This is a genomic window from Candidatus Hydrogenedens sp. (assembly GCA_035361075.1).
Taxonomy (GTDB): domain Bacteria; phylum Hydrogenedentota; class Hydrogenedentia; order Hydrogenedentales; family Hydrogenedentaceae; genus Hydrogenedens.
Window position 1 is genome coordinate 1 of record DAOSBX010000051.1, and the last position, 20,805, is coordinate 20,805.

A 20,805-nucleotide genomic window follows, 5' to 3' on the forward strand; every position below is an offset into this window, starting at 1 on the left:
ATTCCTGACCAATATACCGCAGATAATCTTTACGATTACATTGATGGAAATGCGGAGGTCTATCGCTCATTAGGGGTTAAAGAAGTTTTTGCTTACCGATGGTCTCGTCCAAAGGAAGCAGATATTATCGTAGATATTTTTGATATGGGCGATTCCAACGGTGCGTATGGAGCATACCATAATGACATCCGCGACCAAAAAGAAATCGGCATCGGGGCAGAATCGGAATATATGAACAATTCCCTTGCCTTCTGGAAAAGCAAATACTTTATCTGCATCACAGGTATGGGAGATTCTCACGAATTAAACCAAACCATTTTAGAATTAGGAAAATGTATCGACCGCCAAATCCCAGATAAAGGCAATCCACCTAAGATTATACATGTGCTCCCTGATAAAGGCTTGATGAAAAGTCACATCCACTACTTTAAAGATTTCAACCTCTTAAATGTCCATTACTTTATTTCAAATGAGAACATTTTAGGTATTGATAACGGATGTGAGGGTGTGTTAGTTCGATATTCACTTCCCGAATCTCAAGAGCAGTTTAATGTGATTATTATCAAGTACCCAAAAAAGGAACGTGCCAAAATAATTGCTAAAAATCTAAAAGAAATATTAGAACAATCGAAAGAATTCCCAACTCAAGAAAAAGCATCTGGTATTTGGGAATTTAAATCAATACTGATACATCAAAAGAAGAATTATCTTATCCTCATTATAGACTGGCAAAAAAAGGAAATTGGTGATTTGTATTTAAATCAAATTATTAATAAAATAGAATAATACGATAGGAGCCTAAAACAATGAGAACTACTCGCAGAACGTTTTTAAGCATGAGTGCAATGGGCACTGCATACTTCATTACTCAATCCATTGCACAAACAGAAAATACACAACCCACCCCACAAGCAGGGGAGAAATCCCGCGTCGTTGTGATTCGCGACAAAGACCTATTAGATACTGAAGACAATATTAACAAAAAAGTCCTTGAAAAGATGGTAGACGAAGGGGTAAAAACACTATTCCAAACAGCCACACCCGAAGAAGCATGGAAAAAAATTATCAAACCTGACGACGTCGTAGGCATTAAGAGTAATGTTTCTGGACCACCACGTACACCAGTAGAATTAGAAGACGTCTTAAAGATGAAAGTTATGGCTGTAGGTGTGCCAGCAGATAAAGTCTCTGTTGATGACCGCGGAGTATTACGAAATCCCGTTTTTCAAAATAGCACTGCACTAATTAACACAAGACCAATGAGAACTCACCATTGGTCAGGCGTAGGAAGTCTACTTAAAAATTACTTGATGTTCTCCGATAAGCCACCTTCCTGGCATGCAGATTCTTGTGCAAACCTTGCAGGTCTATGGGATTTGCCCATCGTTAAAGGAAAAACACGGCTAAACATCCTTGTTATGATTACTCCCCTTTTCCACGGAAAAGGACCTCATCATTACAATAAAGAATATACATGGAATTATCAAGGCTTAGTAATCGGAACCGACCCCGTCGCCTGCGACGCCACAGGACTACGGATACTAAAAGCAAAACGACTTCAGTATTTCGGTAGCGAACAACCGTTCGCTGTCTCTCCACATCACATTCAAGTAGCACAAGACAAATTCCACCTCGGCAATGCAGATGAAAACCGCATCGAACTAATCAAGTTGGGCTGGGAAGACGGTTTCCTGATTTAAACAACAAATTCATAAAAAACACATTATAGGGAAATATAATTGCTCTATTTATACAAAACTCCTATTCCAAAAACTCATGCAAATATAGTTTCTAAGGAATTAGGGTGAAGGGTTCTTTACTTTGTCGAGGATTTTCACAATCAGGTCAAATAGAGCCCCTAACATTTTAATTCCACTATTCCATACTTCGATTTCTTGTTGTTTTTGTAACGTTGAATCTGCATGCTGGGGAATTGCCTTTGCATAGGTTGTTAATTTGATATGTTTCATACCTTACTCCTTTTGGTTCTATAAAATTAAAAGTCTATTTGGAATCGTGTTTGTAGAATGCCTAACCTGCCATCATATAAATCATGCTCTATAGTTGCAAGGGTGTAGTTAACATAAATACGGGCATTGGGATTTAAATACCAATTCAGTCCCAAAGTCCAATCTTCCCCCTTTCCCCCTCGTATTATTCCACTATCCAAGTCTATCCATGAATAACGTAACCCCAATTCCCATGCTCCCCACGTACCTGCTTTAGGTGAAAAGTTTTTGTTAGGTTTAACCCGACTTAATGTCCCTGTTTTGTTGTTATATGTACGATGTTCTCCCGTTAGAAAGTAACTCGAGTAAATATAACCTCCTTGAAATTCCCGAGTACCATCAAATTCCGTTTCTACATAAGATAAAGCGTGTTCTGCTTGAATAGAAAGTGGACCATATACCCACAGCAATTCTGTCCCTATCAAATCCACATTATCTGCCACAGCATCTGCAATTCGGAATCCTTTATATCGGTCTGTGTCTAAATACGAATAGGCAAGGGCACATTCAGGATTCGCTTTATAACGGAATTCTGCCCCATCTGGATTGCGATGACTGTATGCTATACCCAGATGTAAAAGTTTATGTTCCTCCTCATCATATAAGGGCAAACCAACGAAACGACCCGTAACAGCATACCCTCGATCATCATCGCTATCATTATCCGAAGGGAAGTCATCCGTTTCCTTAAATACACCAGCCTGCCAGACAATCCTGTTTGAAAGTTGAGAACTGAAAACCATTAATCCAACATTCCGCTTCGGATTAAAAACATCATTGTAGCCTCGTTCCATAAAAGTATTATAATTGTAATTGGTCAATTGCTCCAGTCCAAAAGGTTCACGAAAATGGCCAACCTGAATATTCCCAAGATATGGAATATCCGAAAGCCCCATATATACATCTGTAAATTTAGCCCGCCCCTCCAAATCTTTATCCCCTGCAAAATCGAACCTCATCTTATAAAAAACGGATTCATACATTTTCCCACCAAGTTCTATTTCTGCACGACGAAACTGAGTCCCATCATCTTCTTCTCCAAAAACAGAAGCCAAATCCCCATCATTATCAAAAAATGCCCAATCTAACTGAACCCGACCACCTACCTGCAATTCAAATTTACCATCATTACTCTTAAACGTAAAACGGTCTCTCCATTGTGGTGTTAAAATGTGTTGACTTTCTTCACCCCTATCATTCTCCACGTTATCTTTGGCATTAGAGTCATTTCCAGTTTTAGTCTCAACAGGAGCAGGTTGTCCAGCAGATTGCTCTTGAACGAACTGACCACTTGCTTTTAGCAATGTTTCCAGCTCCTGCACTCTCTTTTCAAGCACCTCTATCCGATGTAGAAGCTGAGTCTCATCAATTGTACTTTGCGTATCTTCCGCTCCTATAGATGTATTTATAAAAAAAACTATACCAAAAAACAAAAACGAGATAAACAAATTAGCTACTAATATTTTTTTGTTCATTTTCCATCTCCTTTATATGTAAGTATTTCCATCGACCTGCATAATTTATGCCAACACAATATAAAGTATAAATAGTGCTAAAACATGCTTATATGATACATATTTAATACACTTACAACGCTTTTATAATTAATAGACACGATATATGATAATAATAGTTATCATATTTGGTAAAATAACCACTAATTATGGTGTTTGTTGAAAGGGTTTACCCTGACCCGTCTGACCCGTCCGACTTGTCCGGCCCTCACGTCTTTATCGCACAGAGAAGTTCACTTATCGATGGGAAAATATAGTCTGGCTTCTTTTCTATCTTGTTTAGTTGTTCCATCGTTGTCTCACCCGACAAAACGAGAATAGATGTAACCCCTGCACGGTATGCCATCTCCATATCCGTATAGAGTCTATCCCCTACCATCGCTGTGAATTGAGGTCGCATATTTAGTATCTTCAATGCCATCTCAATCATTTCTGGATTTGGTTTCCCAATATATCGTGGCTCTCTGCCCGTGCTTGCATGGAGTAATTTTGCAATAGAACCACAATCAGGGATAGGTCCATCCTCGGTGGGACAAACTAAGTCAGGATTAGTTGCTATATACGGCAACCCTTGCAGAAGCCAATATGTAGCCTTTCTCAATTTTTCATAAGTTAATGTAATATCAAATGAAATTACAACCGCATCAGGCTCATCTTGAACCAGATGGAATCCTGCCCGTATAAGTTCTTTTTCAAAAGAAGGTGGGGCTACTGTAAAAAGTTTTTTATATGTAGTGTTCCGTTTCAGATATTCCACTGTTGCCATGCCTGACGTTAATATGTGTTCCTTCGAGACATGAATCCCCAACATACCTAATTTCTTTTGATACTGTTCCGCATCCTTTGTCGGATTATTTGTAAAAAATAAATATTTCTTGCCAGTTAATTTCAAATGTCCTATAAATTCTTTGGCTCCTGGAATAGGTCGATTTCCAAGATATATCGTTCCATCCATATCTAAAAGAAAACACTGTATATCTTCAATCTGCGTCATTTTAAATCTCCACTCATTTCGATTTTATTGAACATGAAATATTAAGCATTTAAAACAAGCAATTGCGGAAAATTCCACACTTTTTATTCAATACATTGGATGATTATGAGAATGTCAATTTTTAAAAACATTTAAGTCATTGAATAATAGTATTTTATAAATATGTTCTTTTTTATGCTTTCTTATGGCATAACAATTGCGTAATCATAAATACAAATAGGAGTTAAATACATGTTTCGACAAATAATGATATTAAAAAAAGACAAGAAAAAGCAACAAGGTATGACACTTGTTGAACTGATGTTTGCAGGTGGTATTATGGCATTCGTATTGAGTATGATTTTTACCTCTGTCGTGACGGTAGGTATGAATAGTGAAATACATACCCAACGATTACAGGCAGAGAGCGTGGTCAATGAAATATTAGACCAAATCAGCCGAACCGATGTAACACAGATTTTGAATTTTACCCCAAATCTTAACCATTTGCCGGGAAACCGTGCAGTCGTTCGTATTGAAGCTATTACTGCTTCAGGTTCCCCTATCAGTTTGCCTACGACTACAAGTGTAAGTTTGCCAAATCCGTTAGAGGTTCGAGTAACATTAACATGGCAAACGACACGTGGATACACCATAACCAAGAGAGGGTCAACTTATGTTTCCAACTAATCAATACAAGTTAGGTATGACATTGATAGAAGTAACCATGACTGTTGGCTTGATGGTAATTGTCATGGGTGCTTTATTCTCATTATCGTTAGGGATAAGTGATACCGTTCAAAATTATAGTGCAACTGCCACTGCTACAGATGAAGCACGTCGTGCATTAACTATTTTGGTGCCACGTTTATCCCAGGCGTCAAGGCAAACCGTCAATTGGAACGAACTTCCTGGGAGCGTATTACGTTTTCGGATGCCAGCGGACCTTGACGGTAATGGCAGTTGTGTTGATGTTGCAGGGAATCTCGAATTAGGAGATGTAGTAACTATCCAACGGGATACTCAAGATGCTAACGGGGATGGTTTGACTGATAACCAATTAGTAATGATACAGGGTAACAATGTAACCGTTCTTGCAAATCATCTTTTTAACCCTCCTGAATCCGCAAATCCAGACGGCTCTTTTAATGACACTAACGGGAATGGACGATTAGATAGAGGCTTCTTTGTAACTGCTCAAAATAATACACTTCAGATTTTCATAGATACGTTCGGAGAATCCCGACGTGGTCATCAGTTTGTAATTAATGTTGATGAACGTGTAATCCCCAGAAACCCATAAAGAGAGGTAATATGCCATGTTTACCAAACAAAAACACTTAAATATATCCCACAGAGGTGAAGAAGGGATGGCACTAATCGTGGCATTTATTTTTGTCATAGTTGCCATTGGCTTATTAAGCTCCCTCTCCGTTCAAATTATTAACCAGAGTATACAGCAAAACAAATACAGTGACTTTCGTGATGCCTTCTGGGGTGCTGTTTCTGCTGTCCAGGAGAGTAAAAGTTCTCGCGAGTTAGGTGGAAATGGGTTGATTGGTGTTACAAGCTGGACTCCCTCTTACAACGATAATAATGAACCGATATTACCTTCTTTTGATAGTTCTTCTGTAACTCCACGCACCCTCTCTTCAGACCCAGCTGTTCAATATTATGCTGTCTTAATCCCATGGGAGAATGACAATTTTGACAATAATGGGGATGGCGTTGTTGACGATATTACAGAACAGGACATGTTTAGCATCTATGCAGTTGCCCAAAAAAACGGTGTCGTTCGTAGATTGGAAGTCATTACCGATAGTACAGATGTTAATGTCTGGCGAAATGCAATTTTCGCTGGTGATGGACAGGTAGGAAATGTCATTAATGGGAATGTTAGCATTCACGGTTCGGTTCATATATTAGGAAATAATCTTCTTCCAGGGAATCCTGCAATTACCGCTTTAGACCTGAGTGGAACAGCCTTGATACACAATAATTATCAGGGTGTCCCAGGAATATTGCAACAACGGGTGCCTCCGTTACAGACAACTCTATTTGATGGAGAAACGGTAGAAACATTGAATGCAAAACTTCGTGTCAAACGAGGGTTAGTAGGATTGTCAGGCACCTCAGAAATAGGGGAACCTCATGTTCGGGGCAACGGTTGGAAGGAAACGATGGATGGAACTTATGTTAACGACGGCTGGACTGGAAATCAAACAATACCAGATGGTGCGAGAGGAATTCCAAAAAATGTATATAGTGATAACGGGTTTAATGAACTTTACGATTTGGGTAACCGAGTTAATTTTCCGAGGCTTACAGATGATTGGCGAGAACCAGACGGCTCAAAAGTAATGAATCCCAACACAGGAACCTGGTATAGCGTTCAGGATTATTTCTCACAGGTTCTGTTGGCAGACCCAGTTATCCCAAACGATGGTGTATTTGTGGGTAACTTAGTATTAAACGCAAAGGGAAATAAAATCTTCTGGGACGCCACTACAGGGACATACTTAAATGGTTCACTTCCCGCCTCATTACCTCCCAATGACCACGACTATATCTGGTTCGACCCTACAACAAATGTATTAAGAATCAATGGCCAAATACGAATTGATGGAAATTTAACGTTTACAGGTCAAGGTAATGACCGAACCATCAATTATAGTGGACGTGCTGCTCTCCTTGTATATGGGGATGTTAACATTGATTCTGACCTTGTAACCTGCAACAATGGCGATCCAAATAATACCGCAAACAGTTATCCTGTTAACAATGTAATAGGTATCATGAGTTCTAATAACATGTTTATAGGAAATACAGCTCAATGCGATATTATGGGTGCATTCTACGCTCAAAATATGATTAAAATTTCAAAGCAAACAGATATTATGGGAACAATTGTCGCAAGTTATTTCGATATGGGTTCACAAGTACCAAATATTTATCAAGTCCCGGCTCTGGCAGATAATCTGCCATACGGTATGATAGGAAATTATCCAATTACTACGCTCCAGCAGGTTGGCTGGCGTGAATTAGGTATCTAATTACGTTAAGAAAGAAAATAAGATGGATACAAACAAAATTAATACACAAGTAAAATTATATTTTTTATTTTTTATTGGGGTGGCACTTATTGTTGTAGGCATACTTGGTGCTATCTGGGGAAAAACAACAAGTAAAACAGATACAACCGCTAATAAGGATTTCACAGCAGAACCTTCTAATACACTACCAATACCCGTGGAAGAAACGGAGCAAACCGATGAGAAAAGCGTGCCCACTAATCTGGACAATCCCGACCAGCTTATTGAATATTACCGTTCTCAAATGGAACAAGACCCACAAGACCCTAATACCCCTGCTTATCTATCAGCCATGGGGAATATTTATAAGTCAAAGAAAATGGATTGTGCCAGTGCGATACCTTATTATGAAAAGGTTATGATTGACTACCCTCAATGGGAAGGTATCAAATCCGTCTACCCTGAACTGGCAGATTGTTATGAACAACTTAATGATTATAAAGGTAAAATTTGGGTGCATCAGGAAGCAATGAAAATTTTCCCTCCAGATTCTCAGGAATACCTTTATGCAAAAACCGTTCTCGGTTTAGAATAGAAGACTGATATACTACAAAAAAATGTGATAAAAAAAACAAGTCCCAGTTAAATAAGTTAATATAAACACGTCTTTTTATCCTTAGCCCAAAATGCTCATTTGTAGTTAACGCAAATAAAAAGTATTATATATTCGTATAGTGCCTTTTATTAATTTGGACTCAGGAAAGGAAAATGTTAATGAAAAAAATTGTTATTCTCCTGATATTAACTTTTTCTTCTATTTTATATGCTGATAATATTCTCATATCACCGCCACTGATGTATAACACGTTGATAAACTGTTCCTATTCACCCAAAACAAACCGATGGATGATAGCGGATAAAAAAACAGAGCACAAACCTTCTGAATATAATTTCAATACTCTACCTACGGTATCAGAAAATAAGGAACAAGGTTTGCCTCGAATAAAAATAAAGGAGATTAAAGGGAAGAAGGTGTTTGTTTACGGAACAAACGACAAAACATTTGTCCCACGTGGTTTTAATCATGTCGTTTTGGAGCATCGCAGTTCTGGTTGGCACGTATTGTTTAATACCAATGTTTATAATCCTGATGAAGCAGAAAGCACCTTAAGAAAAATTGCAGAATCAGGAGGAAATACAGTTCGTCTTTGGGTATGGGGCACACAAAATGAATATGGTTTTTTATCTCAAAAAGAAGGTGAAATACTAAATAATCAATATATGGATAATGTCATAGATTTTTTGCAGAGGGCGACAAAATATAATATTTATTTAATTCCTATTCTTGATGAATATCCACGTTTTGGCAATTTTGAGAAGCAATTACAACAACTCCATTTAGAATCGACCTATGATGATGAGCATGTCACGAAGTATAATCGACAATTCTTCTGGCTATCTTATATCCGAGCTAAGGCGATAGTTATTCAAAAATTTATTCAATATATTAAAGAGAGGGAACCTTCTTTACTTTCCACAATTCTTGCTTGGTCTCTCCAAAATGAAGTATATGTAAAGTGTTCAGATGGCCCATTTAAAGAATATAATGGCGAGGTGCTCCTTCCAGACGGGAGTAAAGGTTCACTTGCTACAACAGAAACACGACAGGAGGTCTATGACAGGACGATACTGTTCTGGGCAAATGAATTGAGCAAGGCAGTAAAGTCCGTTGACTCGGAGGCTCTTGTCACAGTCGGCATGTGGACAAGCGATTCCGCAGGCAGAGAACCAGTTTCAGGGGTCGTGCCTGATGGGAAAGACCCTCGATTTCCACCACGTCCATCCGTGCTCGGCAGTGAACAGAGTCTTCTCGACTTTATCGATATACACATTTACCCATGGGATAAAACATCAAAGGTTAATTTACACTGCCATGAACACGGGCTTGTTAAAAAACCAGTTATTGTCGGTGAATATGGTGTATTTCAGGATGTAACAATAGAACAGGCAAAAACAATGTTGATAGAGTTTTTACAGACCGCTTATAAGGCTGGTTATATCGGTGACTTATATTGGGTTTGGGACTTGACCGCTGTCCCTGGACAAACATACAGTGCAGTAACAGAAGGATTAGCACAACATGTCATGCAATGGAACGGGTGGAAACAATATTTTTCAGAATAACACATCTCAAAACAAGGGATGGAAAGAAGCCTTAAAAGGGAACGTTCTATATCTTGGTTTGACAAGCTTATTTACGGATATGTCCTCAGAAATGGTATATCCACTTTTGCCGTTGTTTATCGCTGGACTTGTTCCAGCAGGTAGTGCAGTAATATATATTGGCCTTATGGAGGGTATAGCAGAAAGTACTGCAAGCCTTTTAAAACTTGTATCCGGTTATCTCAGTGACAGATTGGCTCGTAGAAAGGCATTAACAGTTGCTGGCTATTTTATTTCTACAATATGTCGTCTTTTCATGGCGTTCTCACAAACAGGATTACATGTCGTATTATTCCGTTTCCTTGACCGAATCGGCAAGGGAATACGCACATCACCCCGTGACGCATTATTAAGCGACTCCACGCCGCCAGAACATCGAGGGCTTGCTTTCAGTTTCCATCGTGCTATGGACCACTTAGGCGCTGTTACAGGTCCGATTTTATCCGTCATTATCCTATACCTTTTACTAAACGAAAAGTTCCTTCCATTTATGGAAACAGCGCCAGAACGAGCAAATCTGTTCTCATTGCGAATGCTATTTGTCCTGTCAGTTGTTCCTGGACTTGTTGCAGTTCTTGTGCTTGCCTTTTTCCTTAGAGAGGTTCCTGCTCCCAAGAATGCATCGACAAATATAGATACGACATCATCGATAAAAACGCATCGCTCATTCCCCAAAATATTTTATTTGTATCTCATGAGTGTTTCTATCTTTGCCCTCGGCAATAGTTCAGATTTGTTTCTTGTATTTTATGGTAGCGAAAAATTTCATTATGGTCCTCTGGGTGTTATTATTGCATGGGTACTACTTCACATCTCTAAGGTTTGTTTTAGTTTTCCCGGAGGAAAATTATCCGACAAGTTAGGACGTGCCAGTTTAATCCTTACAGGATGGGGAATTTATACCTTGGTCTATCTTGGGATGGGGTTTATCCAGACATCGTTATTATTTTGGATATTGTTAATTATATACGGAGCATATTACGGTTTTACAGAGGGTGTCGAAAAGGCATTAGTGGCTGATTTAATTCCGTCTGAATTGCGTGGCTCCGCTTATGGTATGTATCACGCACTTATAGGTATATCTGCTTTGCCCGCCAGCCTTATTTTCGGTGTATTTTGGGGCTTATTGGGACCAGCAACCGCCTTTATTATTGGAGCCTCTCTCTCCGGGATAGCAATGATTATATTTGTTATATTCACATTGGCTCGGAGAAAGGGTATTCAGCAGGGATAACTCAACTATATCAGGTCTGACACGTCCGACCTGTCCGACTTGTCCGACACATCTGACCTGTCCGATGTGTCCCCTTTGTGTGAGGTTCCGGTATGGCCAAATCCGCCAGGACCACGTCCAGATGGCGGTAAACACTCTGTCTGTTCCCATGCGATTCGTGTAATAGGTGCAACAATCATTTGTGCGATGCGGTCGCCCCGTTTAATTTTAAAAGGTTCCGTGCCCCAATTAATAAGAATAACACCAATCTCCCCGCGATAATCCGCATCAATTGTTCCTGGCGTGTTTGGCATACCAACACCATATTTTAATGCCAACCCACTTCGCGGTCGTATTTGTGCCTCGTAACCATCTGGTAAGGCGATTCGGATACCGGTAGGGATTAGTTTGCGTTCGCCCGGTTGCAATACGACCTCATCATGGACGACAGCGTATAAATCCATACCTGCAGAACCTTCAGTTTGATATTCCGGAAGGGGTATATCTTCTGTTCCGGGTTCTTTGTAAACTTTTACTCTAATAGTATTTTTGTTATTTGTTGCCATAATATTTTTAAAATAATTTTATCACGATTATATTTCTATATTCATTTTAAATTTATATTTTTCTGGACCGATAAAAACAAGAGCGGACGTTTCTGTTCTACAGTATTTCTGGAAAAAGGTGCGAATCTCCTCCGGTGTTATGCAGTCATAAGAGTTTAGTAATTCTTGAATAGATATAATTTGATTATGATAGATAATACTCTTTCCTATGCGGGTCATGTGCGTTGAGGCATGTTCGTGAGCAAGCAGAAATTCGCCTTTTAACTCTTCTCGATAAAGGTCTAACGATTGCTCAGATACCAATTCCGTCTTTAATCGTTGTATCTCTTGAACAGTTAGATTGAGAACCCTCTTGAAATTTTCAGGAGCCACTCCGGCATAAACACCAAACGCTCCCGCTGTTCGGAAGAGGTCATGAAAAGAGAAAATATTATAAGCCAATCCTTCTTGCTCACGAATGCGGTAGAAAAGTCGTGAGGTTGAACCTCCACCGAGAATATTTGTTGCTAAATCACAGATAAACCGTTCGGCACTTATTACAGCTGGGGCAGGAAAGGCTAAACAAAAATGTATTTGAGATATTTCCCGCTTATGCTGTTCCACACCAGAATGAAATTGAGGGGGTTTTTGTTGTTTTATCGGTGATACCTTTGCAGGAAAGTGTTGGAACCAGCGATTTATCGATTCAATAAGCCTCGGCTCTTCAAAGTTTCCTACTGCAGTAATAATAAGATTATTCGTTGTGTAATACTTCTTATAGAAACTTGATATATCCCGTTTCGTTATTTGGCTAACAGAGTCAAAGGTTCCTAAAATAGGACGGGATAGGGGATGATTCTGCCAGATAAATTGGTGAAGCAAGTCTATAATATTCTCTTCTGGTGAATCCTCCAGAGATGCAATTTCTTCCAGGATAACATTTTTCTCCTTCTCTAAATTATGGAAGGTGGAATTGATAAGAATATCGGAAAGGATTTCTATCCCGTTATGTATATGTTCTGTGAGTGTTTTGATATAGATGCACGTATATTCTTGTGCAGTAAAGGCATTGATTTGCCCGCCTTTACATTCTATTGCTTCCATAATTTCACGGGTAGTTCGTGTCTTTGTCCCTTTAAAGAACAAATGCTCTAAAAAGTGAGCAAGTCCCTCTTTGCCTTGCGGTTCTGCTGTAGTACCAATTGGCAACCAGATACCAATAGTCGTTGAGAAAAGATACGGAATCTGTTTCGTGAAAACACGTATCCGATTGGGTAGTGTATATGAATGAATATTCTCGTTAAGTGACGAAATATGTAAGCGAGATGCCCTTTTATAGTTCTTCATGAGCGTACTAATTACGTAAACAGACTATATTAAATTAAGATTAACGATGATGTTTGTTAAAATTGTTTCTGCCCTGATTCCTTCCGCCTCGGTCTTTTCTGTCAAATCTATCATACGGTGGTTCGGAATGTGTAGGTTTACTCTTTTGCTGATTCGGAATTTTCCCTAATTCGATATCTGCCTGAACTTTAGAAAGGTTAATCCGTCCAAATTTATCAACCTCAATTACCTTAACATCGACTTCATCACCAATATTAACTTCATCCGTAACTTCACGGACACGGTGAGGTGCTAATTCGGAGATATGAATTAAACCTTCGCGGTTCCCTAATAAGCTGACAAAAGCACCAAAGTTCATAATACGTGTTACTTTACCGTGATAAATTTTACCCACCTCAACTTCTGCTGTTATGGCTTGTATCATATCAATAGTTTTATCGGCACTTTCTTTATCGACAGCAGCAATCAGAACAGTGCCATCATTTTGTATCGTAATTTCGGTTCCTGTTTTTAATTGTATATCACGGATAATTTTTCCACCAGGCCCAATAACCTCACGAATCTTATCTGGGTCTATCTTTATTGTATAAATTCTCGGGGCATAAGGCGATATTTCGGGTCGAGGTTGTGGAATTACTGCTTCCATTTTCTCCAATATATGGAGCCGTCCTTGCTTGGCTTGTTCTAAGGCTTGCTCCATAACCGAACGAGGAACACCTTTGATTTTTGTGTCCATCTGAAATGCAGTGATACCTTCCCGAGTACCACACACCTTAAAGTCCATATCGCCAAGATGGTCTTCATCACCTAAAATATCCGTAAGGATTCGAAATTCATCTCCTTCTTTGATAAGTCCCATCGCAATACCTGCTACGTGTGCTTTTATCGGGACACCAGCATCCATCAGACTCAAAGAACCGCCACAGACCGTCGCCATCGAGCTGGAACCATTGCTTTCGGTAATATCGGAAACAACACGTACCACATACGGGAATGCATTTGTAGGGTCTTCAACCAACGTCGAATCATTTGGGTCAAAAGGCAAAACACCCGTAAGGGCACGTTCTGCTAATTTGCCATGTCCAACTTCACGACGGCCAGGGGCACCTATTTTCCCAACTTCACCGACAGACCATGGTGGAAAATTATAATGAAGGAAGAACCGACTGAATGCGTCACCTGTAAGTTCGTCTAACCGCTGTTCATCCTGACTGGTTCCTAATGTTGTAGTAACAAGGGCTTGGGTCTCACCACGAGTAAAAAGAGCGGAACCATGGGCTCGTGGAAGAATACCAATCTCAATGGTGATAGGTCGAATTTCGTTTAGTGCACGGCCATCCACTCGGCGATTGTCTTTTATAACTTGTTCGCGAAGTGTTGTCCGAACTACTTCCTCAAAAATATCCTTTACTTGAGGAAGAAATTCGGCATGTTGCTCTTCGGTATATTTCTCTTTAACATATGTAAGCACTTCTTCTTCAAGGTTTTTAATCGCATCACGTCGCTCGTGTTTAACAGGTTGGAACAAAGCAGTCTCGATTCTGGACGACAACCATTGCTTTACATCTTGCTCCAATTCCGCATTTCGTATAGGTTCTTCTACCTTAATCTTTTCTTTACCACATTTACTCCGCAACTCTTCTATTGCAGAAACAATTTTCTTTATCCATTCATGCCCAAACTCAAGGGCTTCAAGCATGATTTGTTCAGAGACTTCTTTTGCCATCCCCTCTACCATACAAATGGCATCTGCAGTGCCTGCTACAACGAGGTCGATTAGGCTATCCTTCATCTCGCTTATTGCAGGATTTACAATGAAATTGCCATCGATATATCCGACACGGACTGCCCCTATCGGTTCTAATAAGGGGATAGGTGAAATATGAAGCGACGCAGAGGCTGCATTAATGGATAATACATCTGGGTCGTGAATATTGTCTGCGGATAAAACAGTTTGACAGACCTGAACCTCATTCTTGAATGCCTTCGGAAATAAAGGACGAAGAGGTCGGTCTGTTAAGCGAGAAACAAGTATTTCACGCTCTGAGGGTTTCGATTCACGACGGAAAAAATTACCTGGGATTTGTCCTACGGAGTAAAATTTTTCACGATAATCAACGGTTAAAGGGAAAAAGTCAACATCAGGCTTGACATTCATGTCAACGCAAGCGGTAGATAATACTATTGTATCTCCACACTGACAAATGACCGAGCCGTCTGCCTGTTTTGCAATTTTCCCCGTTTCGAACAGGATTTCTTTGGAACCGACTGTAACTGATACTTTTTCTACCATCTTTTAAGTTCTTTACTGTTAAAATTATACATTATTAAGTTGAAAATTATTTTCTTAGGTTTAGTTTATCAATAAGGGTTTGATAACGTTCAAAATCACTCTTGCGAAGATATGCCAATAGTGAACGTCGTTTTCCTACCATTTGAAGGAGACCGCGACGACTGGCAAAATCTTTCTTATGCTTTTTCAAGTGTTCTGTCAGTTCCCTGATTCTCTCAGTGAGAATAGCAATCTGGACTTCGGGAGAACCTGTATCTCCACTTGTGCGTGCAAATTCGTGAATAAGTTCTTGCTTTCTTTCTTTTGTGAGTGCCATATTTATTTCCTTTCATTCGCCTAACCTTAGAGAGGGGGTCACAACTCCCCTCTCCAGGTGTTAGGTAGTTAAAATATTGTACTATTATAAATCTATTGTAATATATATCTCAAAATGCTTCTTAACAGCAGGTACAACCACAACCGCAACCAAAAACTGCATCCCTATCTGTAAGAGCAACTACACCGGGTAATTGCTTCCCTTCCAACATTTCCAGGGAGGCTCCACCACCAGTGGACACATGGGACATCTTATCCGTCAAACCAAAGGCTTCAATGGCTGCTGCAGTATCACCACCACCAATTACGCTGATTGCACCGCTATTAGCAAGGCATTCTGCAAGAGCACGTGAACCTTTTGCAAAAGGTTCCATCTCAAACACACCTACGGGACCATTCCACACAACCATTTTGGCTTTGCGAATTTCATTGCAGAATTTCTCTATCGTCTTCGGTCCAATGTCCATACCCATCCAGCCTGGTTCTATTCCATTTGCAGGTACCACCTTGGTTTCCGCATCAGAAGCAAACTTATTAGCAACTACAATATCTTCTGGTAATAATAATGGGATATTGCGCTCCTTTGCTTTTTCCATTGCGTTCTTGGCGAATTCAATCCCTTCCTTATCCAGAAGTGAATCGCCAATCTCATAACCTAAGGCTTTCAAGAAGGTATAGGACATGCCACCACCAATAATCAGAACGTCAACAAGATTCAACAAATTTTCGATAACTTTAATCTTGTCATTAACCTTCTTACCGCCAAGAATCGCAACTAAAGGACGTTCCGGATTATTAAGAACCTTTTCAAAATATTCAATTTCCTTGGCAACAAGAAACCCTGCTACACTTACGGGCATGAATTTGGTAACACCTTCTGTAGAAGCATGTGCCCGATGGACAGTCCCAAAAGCATCGCTGACATATACATCGCCTAATTTTGCAAGTTGTTGAGAAAGTTCAGGGTCGTTCTTCTCTTCGCCTTTTTCAAACCGTGTATTTTCAAGTAATAAAACGTCGCCCGCCTGCATCTCTGCAACCGCTTTCTCAACTTCTGGACCAACCACCTGGTCAACCTTCTTTACATTACCACCTATCAATTCACGCAGACGGTCTGCAACGGGATCTAATTTTAGCTTTTTCAAACCTTCGGTATCCCCCGCTTTAATATAATCCTTAGGCCTACCTAAATGAGACATCAGGATTAATTTCCCGCCGTTCTCGCGGACATAGTTAATGCTGGGTAAAGCGGCACGAATACGGGTATCATCGCGGATACTACCATCATCATTCTGGGGCACATTGAAATCCACCCGCATAAGAACACGCTTCCCACGTATATCAATATCTTTTAATGTTAATTTATTCATAGCCACATCCTCTCAATAAGGTGTGTTGTTGTAATAATGTTAATAATTCAAATTGCTTATTTTGCCATCAATTTAATCAAATCAACACAGCGGTTGGAATAACCGAATTCATTGTCATACCAGGATACGACTTTGACAAAGTTATCGCCCATAACCATAGTGCTTTGAGCATCAAATATGCTGGAATTCGGGTTGCCAATAACATCACAAGAAACTATCGGGTCTTCTGTGTATGCAAGGATACCTTTGAGGTACGTTTCTGATGCTTCTTTGATTGCCTTATTAATATCTTCTTTGGTTGCTTTCTTTTCTAATTCCGCAACGAGGTCAACTACAGAGCCATCAATAACTGGAACACGCATAGCGAACCCATCTAATTTGCCTTTCAATTCCGGTAACACCTTGCCGACAGCACGTGCCGCACCAGTGGTTGTAGGGATAATCGCATTCGCAGCGGCACGAGCACGACGTAAATCCTTATGAGGCATGTCAAGTACACGCTGGTCATTAGTGTAAGCATGGACAGTAGTCATAAAACCACGGACAATTCCAAAATTCTTGTGAAGTACTTTTGCAACAGGGGCAAGGCAGTTTGTTGTGCAACTGGCATTCGAAACAACCACATCGGTAGATTTTAATGTTTCATCATTTACACCCATTACAATAATAGCATCCACTTCATCCTTCGGTGGGACAGTTAACAAAACTTTCTTTGCACCTGCTTGAACATGCTTTAAACAATCATCCTTCTTTGTAAATTTTCCAGTAGATTCAACGATAATCTCCGCCCCTAAATCTTTCCACGGAAGCTGTGCAGGGTCTGTAATTGCTGTCACTTTATAAGCTTTTCCATTCACGATGATAGCGTCATCCGTTGCCTTTACTTCAGCATCTAACACACCAAAAACACTGTCATACTTTAATAGGTGTGCCAATGTTCTTGCGTCGGTAATATCATTAATTCCGACCACTTCAAAATCAGCGTTCTTGACCAAAAGTTTGAAAACTGTTCGACCAATACGACCAAATCCATTGATACCAACCTTGATTGCCATAACTGAACCCTTTCTTTTTTAAGGTTTTAATATTGTTATATTTATTTTTATACACAGATACTTATTGACAGAATAAATAAAAGAGCATTAACCTTTTGCACCTAATATATTATTAAGATTAAGTTATATCCTGATTATAATATTACGATTTTTGTCCCCCTGTGGCTCTTTTTATACTTCGGGGACTATATTATCGCACAAACCATCCCCTTTATTCAATTTGTTTTACCATTAACAATAGTTATGCTACACCTTAATGTTATTTTTTTAATGTTCAATATGTAAGGTTTTCTACGTTACTCAGTTATAATTTTTGTTTCACCAGGGTTAAATTTCAAATCCATTTTTTCATTAGTGAATGGGGAAAGCAATGTGCATTGAGTTCCTATATCCGATTGAATAATAATTCTTATTGTTTTTCCTTCTTTCTTCTCTGCGGATACCAGAAAACCACCTTCCGCTCGAAGTTGGTGGAAAGATACATTTTTCCAGTTATCGGGGATGCATGGGAATACCCGTATCAAACCATTATGACTTTGCAACAACATTTCTTGGACTGCAGTTCCTGAGGCAAAGTTCCCTTCTAATGTAAAGGGACGATATGTAAAATTGCTGTATCCTTTACCCGATTGGTCACCATTGCAATGAAAACTATTCGGTAGTACAAAACCTTCTGAGAAGATTTTTATACTTCGAATGGCATCTTCAGTTCTACCTGCACGGGCAGATAAAATACCCTTCCATGCAAAACTATATCCACACCATTCAGATGTGCCTAACGTATCAAGATAATCTAATGACGTATTTATTAGTTTCATGTCCTCGACATTATATGGATTTAACATACCTAATGGGAATATCGACATTAAATGAGAAAAATGTCTGTGCGAATGGGATAAAGGATAATCCTTTGCTACTAATAAACCTTCTTTTCCCGAAACCCAAAGTTGTGGAAATTCTTCTGCTACCGACAACCACTGTTTTTGTTCTTCTGTTTTCCCAATAATCCCTGACAACTCAGCTGTTGCTGTAAATAACCAGCGAATAAGGGATAAATCATAATTGGTCAATTCATCAAACCATGCATTAGGACGATTATCATTAATTTCAGGAGAAGAACTCAATGGGAGTTTCCTTTTCCCATCCGCAGAACGACAATCTTTCGTTATCGCATCAATAAACACTGCACAATCATGTAAATATGGATAAGCCCGCTGTTCAAGGAAATTCTTATCATTCGTATATTTCCAATGCCAATAAAAATGATGTGCTAACCACGCACCTGTTGTTGCGGAATGTGTGTATTGTCGCCAACCTCCAATTTGTCTACCAATAATATCTGTTGTCATTGCAACATTTAAGCCTGGCTTGTTAAAAAATCGTTGTGTCCACTTAAAACATTCACCACGAATATTCCATAACCATTCAATAAAATGCCGTTCTTGCTCCAAACGATTTCCCGAATAGGCTATCCAATAGGACATTTCCGTATTTAAGTCATGATGATAGTCACCTTTCCATGGTGGTCGTTTCCCATTATCTGCAGTCCATGGTCCTTGCAAAGCAATCGGATATACACCTCCTGCAGAACCAAATTTGTAAGTCTCATGATACCAACGTTTCTCTATAATTTCGTCCGGTATAGATACATAAGTTTGTTTCCAATATCGTTCCCACCACTGCACATGCGATTGAATGTAGTTCGTATAATCTTTATTCAAAACACCTTTTACATATTCTTCTGCGATAGATAAAGGGTCTGCCATTTCGTTGCTTGAAGGGATAATTGACCATGCTATCAATTGCTCATTGTCACTTAACCTTAACCTGCCCATATATACAGCAAATTTAAATCCTCCCCAACCTTCCTGCAAATAGGACTGAACATCCTCTTCCTTTACCATTTGGGGAGATGGATATTCCAACATCCTCAAGTCATCATTACTTAATTTTTTATCATCCTTCGGCTTCCCAAATGGAGGAGCAATCAGTTCTACACCTACATCACCTACATCAATAACACGAATAAATCCTATCGGATAATCCGAAAACACATAAACTTCCAATTGTCCTCCACCTTTAACATCTACCGAAACCATTGCACGGTCTAAATGGAGTTCCATCCTTTCTACGTTCTTGTCTTGGGGTAGATTTATTTTTATCCGTCCCGCAGGAATTTTTGTTGGACCAGGATTATCATACGGTTTCTCATATAAAGCAATTAAATCATCATAACGTCCTTCCTTTTCCCATTTCCTCATCGTTTCAAAATTATACTCTTCCTTTTCAAACTCCGGAACCGGTCGCAAATCCCATAAATCAATACGGTCAATCGAAACAATCAACGGCGAACCATCCCCCCAAACTAAGGCTCCCATCGAACCGTTCCCTAACGGTAATCCTTCATCCCAACTCTTGGGCATCTTTGTATAAACAATATTATGCTTTTTGGCTAAATCCATAGGTGATTCAGCTATAAGATTGAATGTTAAAACATTAGACAACAACAAAGTGATAATAATACATAGAAACATTGTCGTTCCTCCAAAAATCAGTTTAATCCCTAAAAGAAGCTTACAATACCTATAATAATAGAATCATCCTTACTATGCAAATTCAGTATCTCACCTGACAAAACCCATCTCAACTCTTGCCATACTGCTATCTGTATGGACACACTCACATGTTCACCATAAAAAATAAACATTTGAGTCACCGCGAACACACGGGTTGCTCCGATATTTATGAAATATCCCCATCCCTGCTCCCGAGCATAAAAATCATAGTTTCAACAGATGAAAATGAATTAACCACAGAGGGCATAGAGGAAAGAATTGAAAAAACTCTGTGGTTCTCTGTGCACTCTGTGGTTAAATGTTCTTTGCCGTGTGTAATTGCAAAGTATAAGACACACGC

Annotated in this window: 19 protein-coding genes; 9 read left to right on the forward strand and 10 right to left on the reverse strand. The window is 39.4% G+C overall.

Annotation, left to right across the window (positions count from 1 at the left end):
* Together PLJ10_12300 and PLJ10_12305 are read left to right on the forward strand one after the other, a co-directional pair.
* On the forward strand, nt 1-786 hold a 786-nt coding region (locus PLJ10_12300), incomplete at its 5' end, for a hypothetical protein (protein HOK10423.1).
* A gap of 20 nt (nt 787-806) precedes the next feature.
* Nucleotides 807-1,700, forward strand: a complete 894-nt coding sequence (locus tag PLJ10_12305) for a DUF362 domain-containing protein (protein ID HOK10424.1) — start codon at nt 807-809, stop codon at nt 1,698-1,700.
* A gap of 99 nt (nt 1,701-1,799) precedes the next feature.
* Here PLJ10_12305 and PLJ10_12310 read toward each other — a convergent pair whose 3' ends face one another.
* The 3 genes from PLJ10_12310 to PLJ10_12320 form a co-directional block, all read right to left on the reverse strand.
* Nucleotides 1,800-1,970, reverse strand: a complete 171-nt coding sequence (locus PLJ10_12310) for a hypothetical protein (GenBank protein ID HOK10425.1) — start codon at nt 1,968-1,970, stop codon at nt 1,800-1,802.
* A 26-nt stretch (nt 1,971-1,996) separates the two neighbouring features.
* Entirely contained in the window at nt 1,997-3,484 is a 1,488-nt protein-coding gene (locus PLJ10_12315) for a porin (protein ID HOK10426.1), read from the reverse strand.
* A 247-nt stretch (nt 3,485-3,731) separates the two neighbouring features.
* Nucleotides 3,732-4,517 (reverse strand): HAD-IIA family hydrolase, encoded by a 786-nt coding sequence (locus PLJ10_12320; protein HOK10427.1) that lies wholly within the window; start codon nt 4,515-4,517, stop codon nt 3,732-3,734.
* Nucleotides 4,518-4,748: 231 nt separating this feature from the next.
* On the opposite strand from PLJ10_12320, the gene PLJ10_12325 reads away from it, so the two are divergent.
* The 6 genes from PLJ10_12325 to PLJ10_12350 all read left to right on the forward strand — a co-directional run bounded on the left by PLJ10_12325 (nt 4,749) and on the right by PLJ10_12350 (nt 10,985).
* Entirely contained in the window at nt 4,749-5,186 is a 438-nt protein-coding gene (locus PLJ10_12325; GenBank protein ID HOK10428.1) for a type II secretion system protein, read from the forward strand.
* The gene (locus PLJ10_12330; protein ID HOK10429.1) at nt 5,173-5,799 is read left to right on the forward strand and encodes a hypothetical protein; all 627 of its coding nucleotides are present in this window, start codon (nt 5,173-5,175) and stop codon (nt 5,797-5,799) included. Before PLJ10_12325 ends, PLJ10_12330 begins: the two co-directional genes overlap by 14 nt.
* A gap of 16 nt (nt 5,800-5,815) precedes the next feature.
* Entirely contained in the window at nt 5,816-7,549 is a 1,734-nt protein-coding gene (locus PLJ10_12335; protein HOK10430.1) for a hypothetical protein, read from the forward strand.
* 22 nt (nt 7,550-7,571) lie between these two features.
* Nucleotides 7,572-8,123 (forward strand): hypothetical protein, encoded by a 552-nt coding sequence (locus tag PLJ10_12340; GenBank protein ID HOK10431.1) that lies wholly within the window; start codon nt 7,572-7,574, stop codon nt 8,121-8,123.
* Between the two features lie 179 nt (nt 8,124-8,302).
* A complete protein-coding gene (locus PLJ10_12345) occupies nt 8,303-9,712 on the forward strand; it encodes a hypothetical protein (GenBank protein ID HOK10432.1) in 1,410 nt (469 codons plus the stop codon).
* Nucleotides 9,669-10,985, forward strand: a complete 1,317-nt coding sequence (locus PLJ10_12350) for an MFS transporter (GenBank protein HOK10433.1) — start codon at nt 9,669-9,671, stop codon at nt 10,983-10,985. The genes PLJ10_12345 and PLJ10_12350 overlap by 44 nt, the downstream gene beginning before the upstream one ends.
* 5 nt (nt 10,986-10,990) lie before the next feature.
* Here the strand turns inward: PLJ10_12350 and dut are convergent, their stop codons facing one another.
* From dut to PLJ10_12385, 7 genes are all read right to left on the reverse strand, one after another.
* Nucleotides 10,991-11,530: a dUTP diphosphatase gene (gene dut, locus PLJ10_12355; protein HOK10434.1), complete on the reverse strand. Its 540-nt coding sequence runs from the start codon at nt 11,528-11,530 to the stop codon at nt 10,991-10,993.
* Nucleotides 11,531-11,557: 27 nt separating this feature from the next.
* Nucleotides 11,558-12,856, reverse strand: coding sequence for a pitrilysin family protein (locus PLJ10_12360; protein ID HOK10435.1), 1,299 nt, complete (start codon nt 12,854-12,856; stop codon nt 11,558-11,560).
* Nucleotides 12,857-12,896: 40 nt separating this feature from the next.
* Nucleotides 12,897-15,149, reverse strand: a complete 2,253-nt coding sequence (pnp, locus tag PLJ10_12365) for a polyribonucleotide nucleotidyltransferase (protein ID HOK10436.1) — start codon at nt 15,147-15,149, stop codon at nt 12,897-12,899.
* Between the two features lie 46 nt (nt 15,150-15,195).
* Nucleotides 15,196-15,465 carry a 30S ribosomal protein S15 gene (gene rpsO / locus PLJ10_12370; GenBank protein HOK10437.1) on the reverse strand — a complete coding sequence of 90 codons (270 nt, stop codon included), beginning with the start codon at nt 15,463-15,465 and terminating at the stop codon, nt 15,196-15,198.
* A 121-nt stretch (nt 15,466-15,586) separates the two neighbouring features.
* Nucleotides 15,587-16,834 (reverse strand): phosphoglycerate kinase, encoded by a 1,248-nt coding sequence (locus PLJ10_12375; protein HOK10438.1) that lies wholly within the window; start codon nt 16,832-16,834, stop codon nt 15,587-15,589.
* Nucleotides 16,835-16,890: 56 nt separating this feature from the next.
* Nucleotides 16,891-17,889: a type I glyceraldehyde-3-phosphate dehydrogenase gene (gene gap / locus PLJ10_12380; protein ID HOK10439.1), complete on the reverse strand. Its 999-nt coding sequence runs from the start codon at nt 17,887-17,889 to the stop codon at nt 16,891-16,893.
* 296 nt (nt 17,890-18,185) lie between these two features.
* Nucleotides 18,186-20,423, reverse strand: coding sequence for a glycoside hydrolase N-terminal domain-containing protein (locus PLJ10_12385; GenBank protein HOK10440.1), 2,238 nt, complete (start codon nt 20,421-20,423; stop codon nt 18,186-18,188).
* Nucleotides 20,424-20,572: 149 nt separating this feature from the next.
* On the opposite strand from PLJ10_12385, the gene PLJ10_12390 reads away from it, so the two are divergent.
* The coding region (locus tag PLJ10_12390; protein ID HOK10441.1) for a hypothetical protein at nt 20,573-20,805 on the forward strand (233 nt) is incomplete at its 3' end.

What these genes read in the sequence shown, in the direction of transcription:
- gap (HOK10439.1), bottom strand. Translation starts at nt 17,889, where the DNA reads ATGGCAATCAAGGTTGGTATCAATGGATTTGGTCGTATTGGTCGAACA.
- PLJ10_12350 (HOK10433.1), top strand. Translation starts at nt 9,669, where the DNA reads ATGTCATGCAATGGAACGGGTGGAAACAATATTTTTCAGAATAACACA.
- PLJ10_12335 (HOK10430.1), top strand. Translation starts at nt 5,816, where the DNA reads ATGTTTACCAAACAAAAACACTTAAATATATCCCACAGAGGTGAAGAA.
- dut (HOK10434.1), bottom strand. Translation starts at nt 11,530, where the DNA reads ATGGCAACAAATAACAAAAATACTATTAGAGTAAAAGTTTACAAAGAA.
- pnp (HOK10436.1), bottom strand. Translation starts at nt 15,149, where the DNA reads ATGGTAGAAAAAGTATCAGTTACAGTCGGTTCCAAAGAAATCCTGTTC.
- PLJ10_12310 (HOK10425.1), bottom strand. Translation starts at nt 1,970, where the DNA reads ATGAAACATATCAAATTAACAACCTATGCAAAGGCAATTCCCCAGCAT.
- PLJ10_12340 (HOK10431.1), top strand. Translation starts at nt 7,572, where the DNA reads ATGGATACAAACAAAATTAATACACAAGTAAAATTATATTTTTTATTT.
- rpsO (HOK10437.1), bottom strand. Translation starts at nt 15,465, where the DNA reads ATGGCACTCACAAAAGAAAGAAAGCAAGAACTTATTCACGAATTTGCA.
- PLJ10_12325 (HOK10428.1), top strand. Translation starts at nt 4,749, where the DNA reads ATGTTTCGACAAATAATGATATTAAAAAAAGACAAGAAAAAGCAACAA.
- PLJ10_12345 (HOK10432.1), top strand. Translation starts at nt 8,303, where the DNA reads ATGAAAAAAATTGTTATTCTCCTGATATTAACTTTTTCTTCTATTTTA.
- PLJ10_12315 (HOK10426.1), bottom strand. Translation starts at nt 3,484, where the DNA reads ATGAACAAAAAAATATTAGTAGCTAATTTGTTTATCTCGTTTTTGTTT.
- PLJ10_12375 (HOK10438.1), bottom strand. Translation starts at nt 16,834, where the DNA reads ATGAATAAATTAACATTAAAAGATATTGATATACGTGGGAAGCGTGTT.
- PLJ10_12305 (HOK10424.1), top strand. Translation starts at nt 807, where the DNA reads ATGAGAACTACTCGCAGAACGTTTTTAAGCATGAGTGCAATGGGCACT.
- PLJ10_12320 (HOK10427.1), bottom strand. Translation starts at nt 4,517, where the DNA reads ATGACGCAGATTGAAGATATACAGTGTTTTCTTTTAGATATGGATGGA.
- PLJ10_12330 (HOK10429.1), top strand. Translation starts at nt 5,173, where the DNA reads ATGTTTCCAACTAATCAATACAAGTTAGGTATGACATTGATAGAAGTA.
- PLJ10_12385 (HOK10440.1), bottom strand. Translation starts at nt 20,423, where the DNA reads ATGTTTCTATGTATTATTATCACTTTGTTGTTGTCTAATGTTTTAACA.
- PLJ10_12360 (HOK10435.1), bottom strand. Translation starts at nt 12,856, where the DNA reads ATGAAGAACTATAAAAGGGCATCTCGCTTACATATTTCGTCACTTAAC.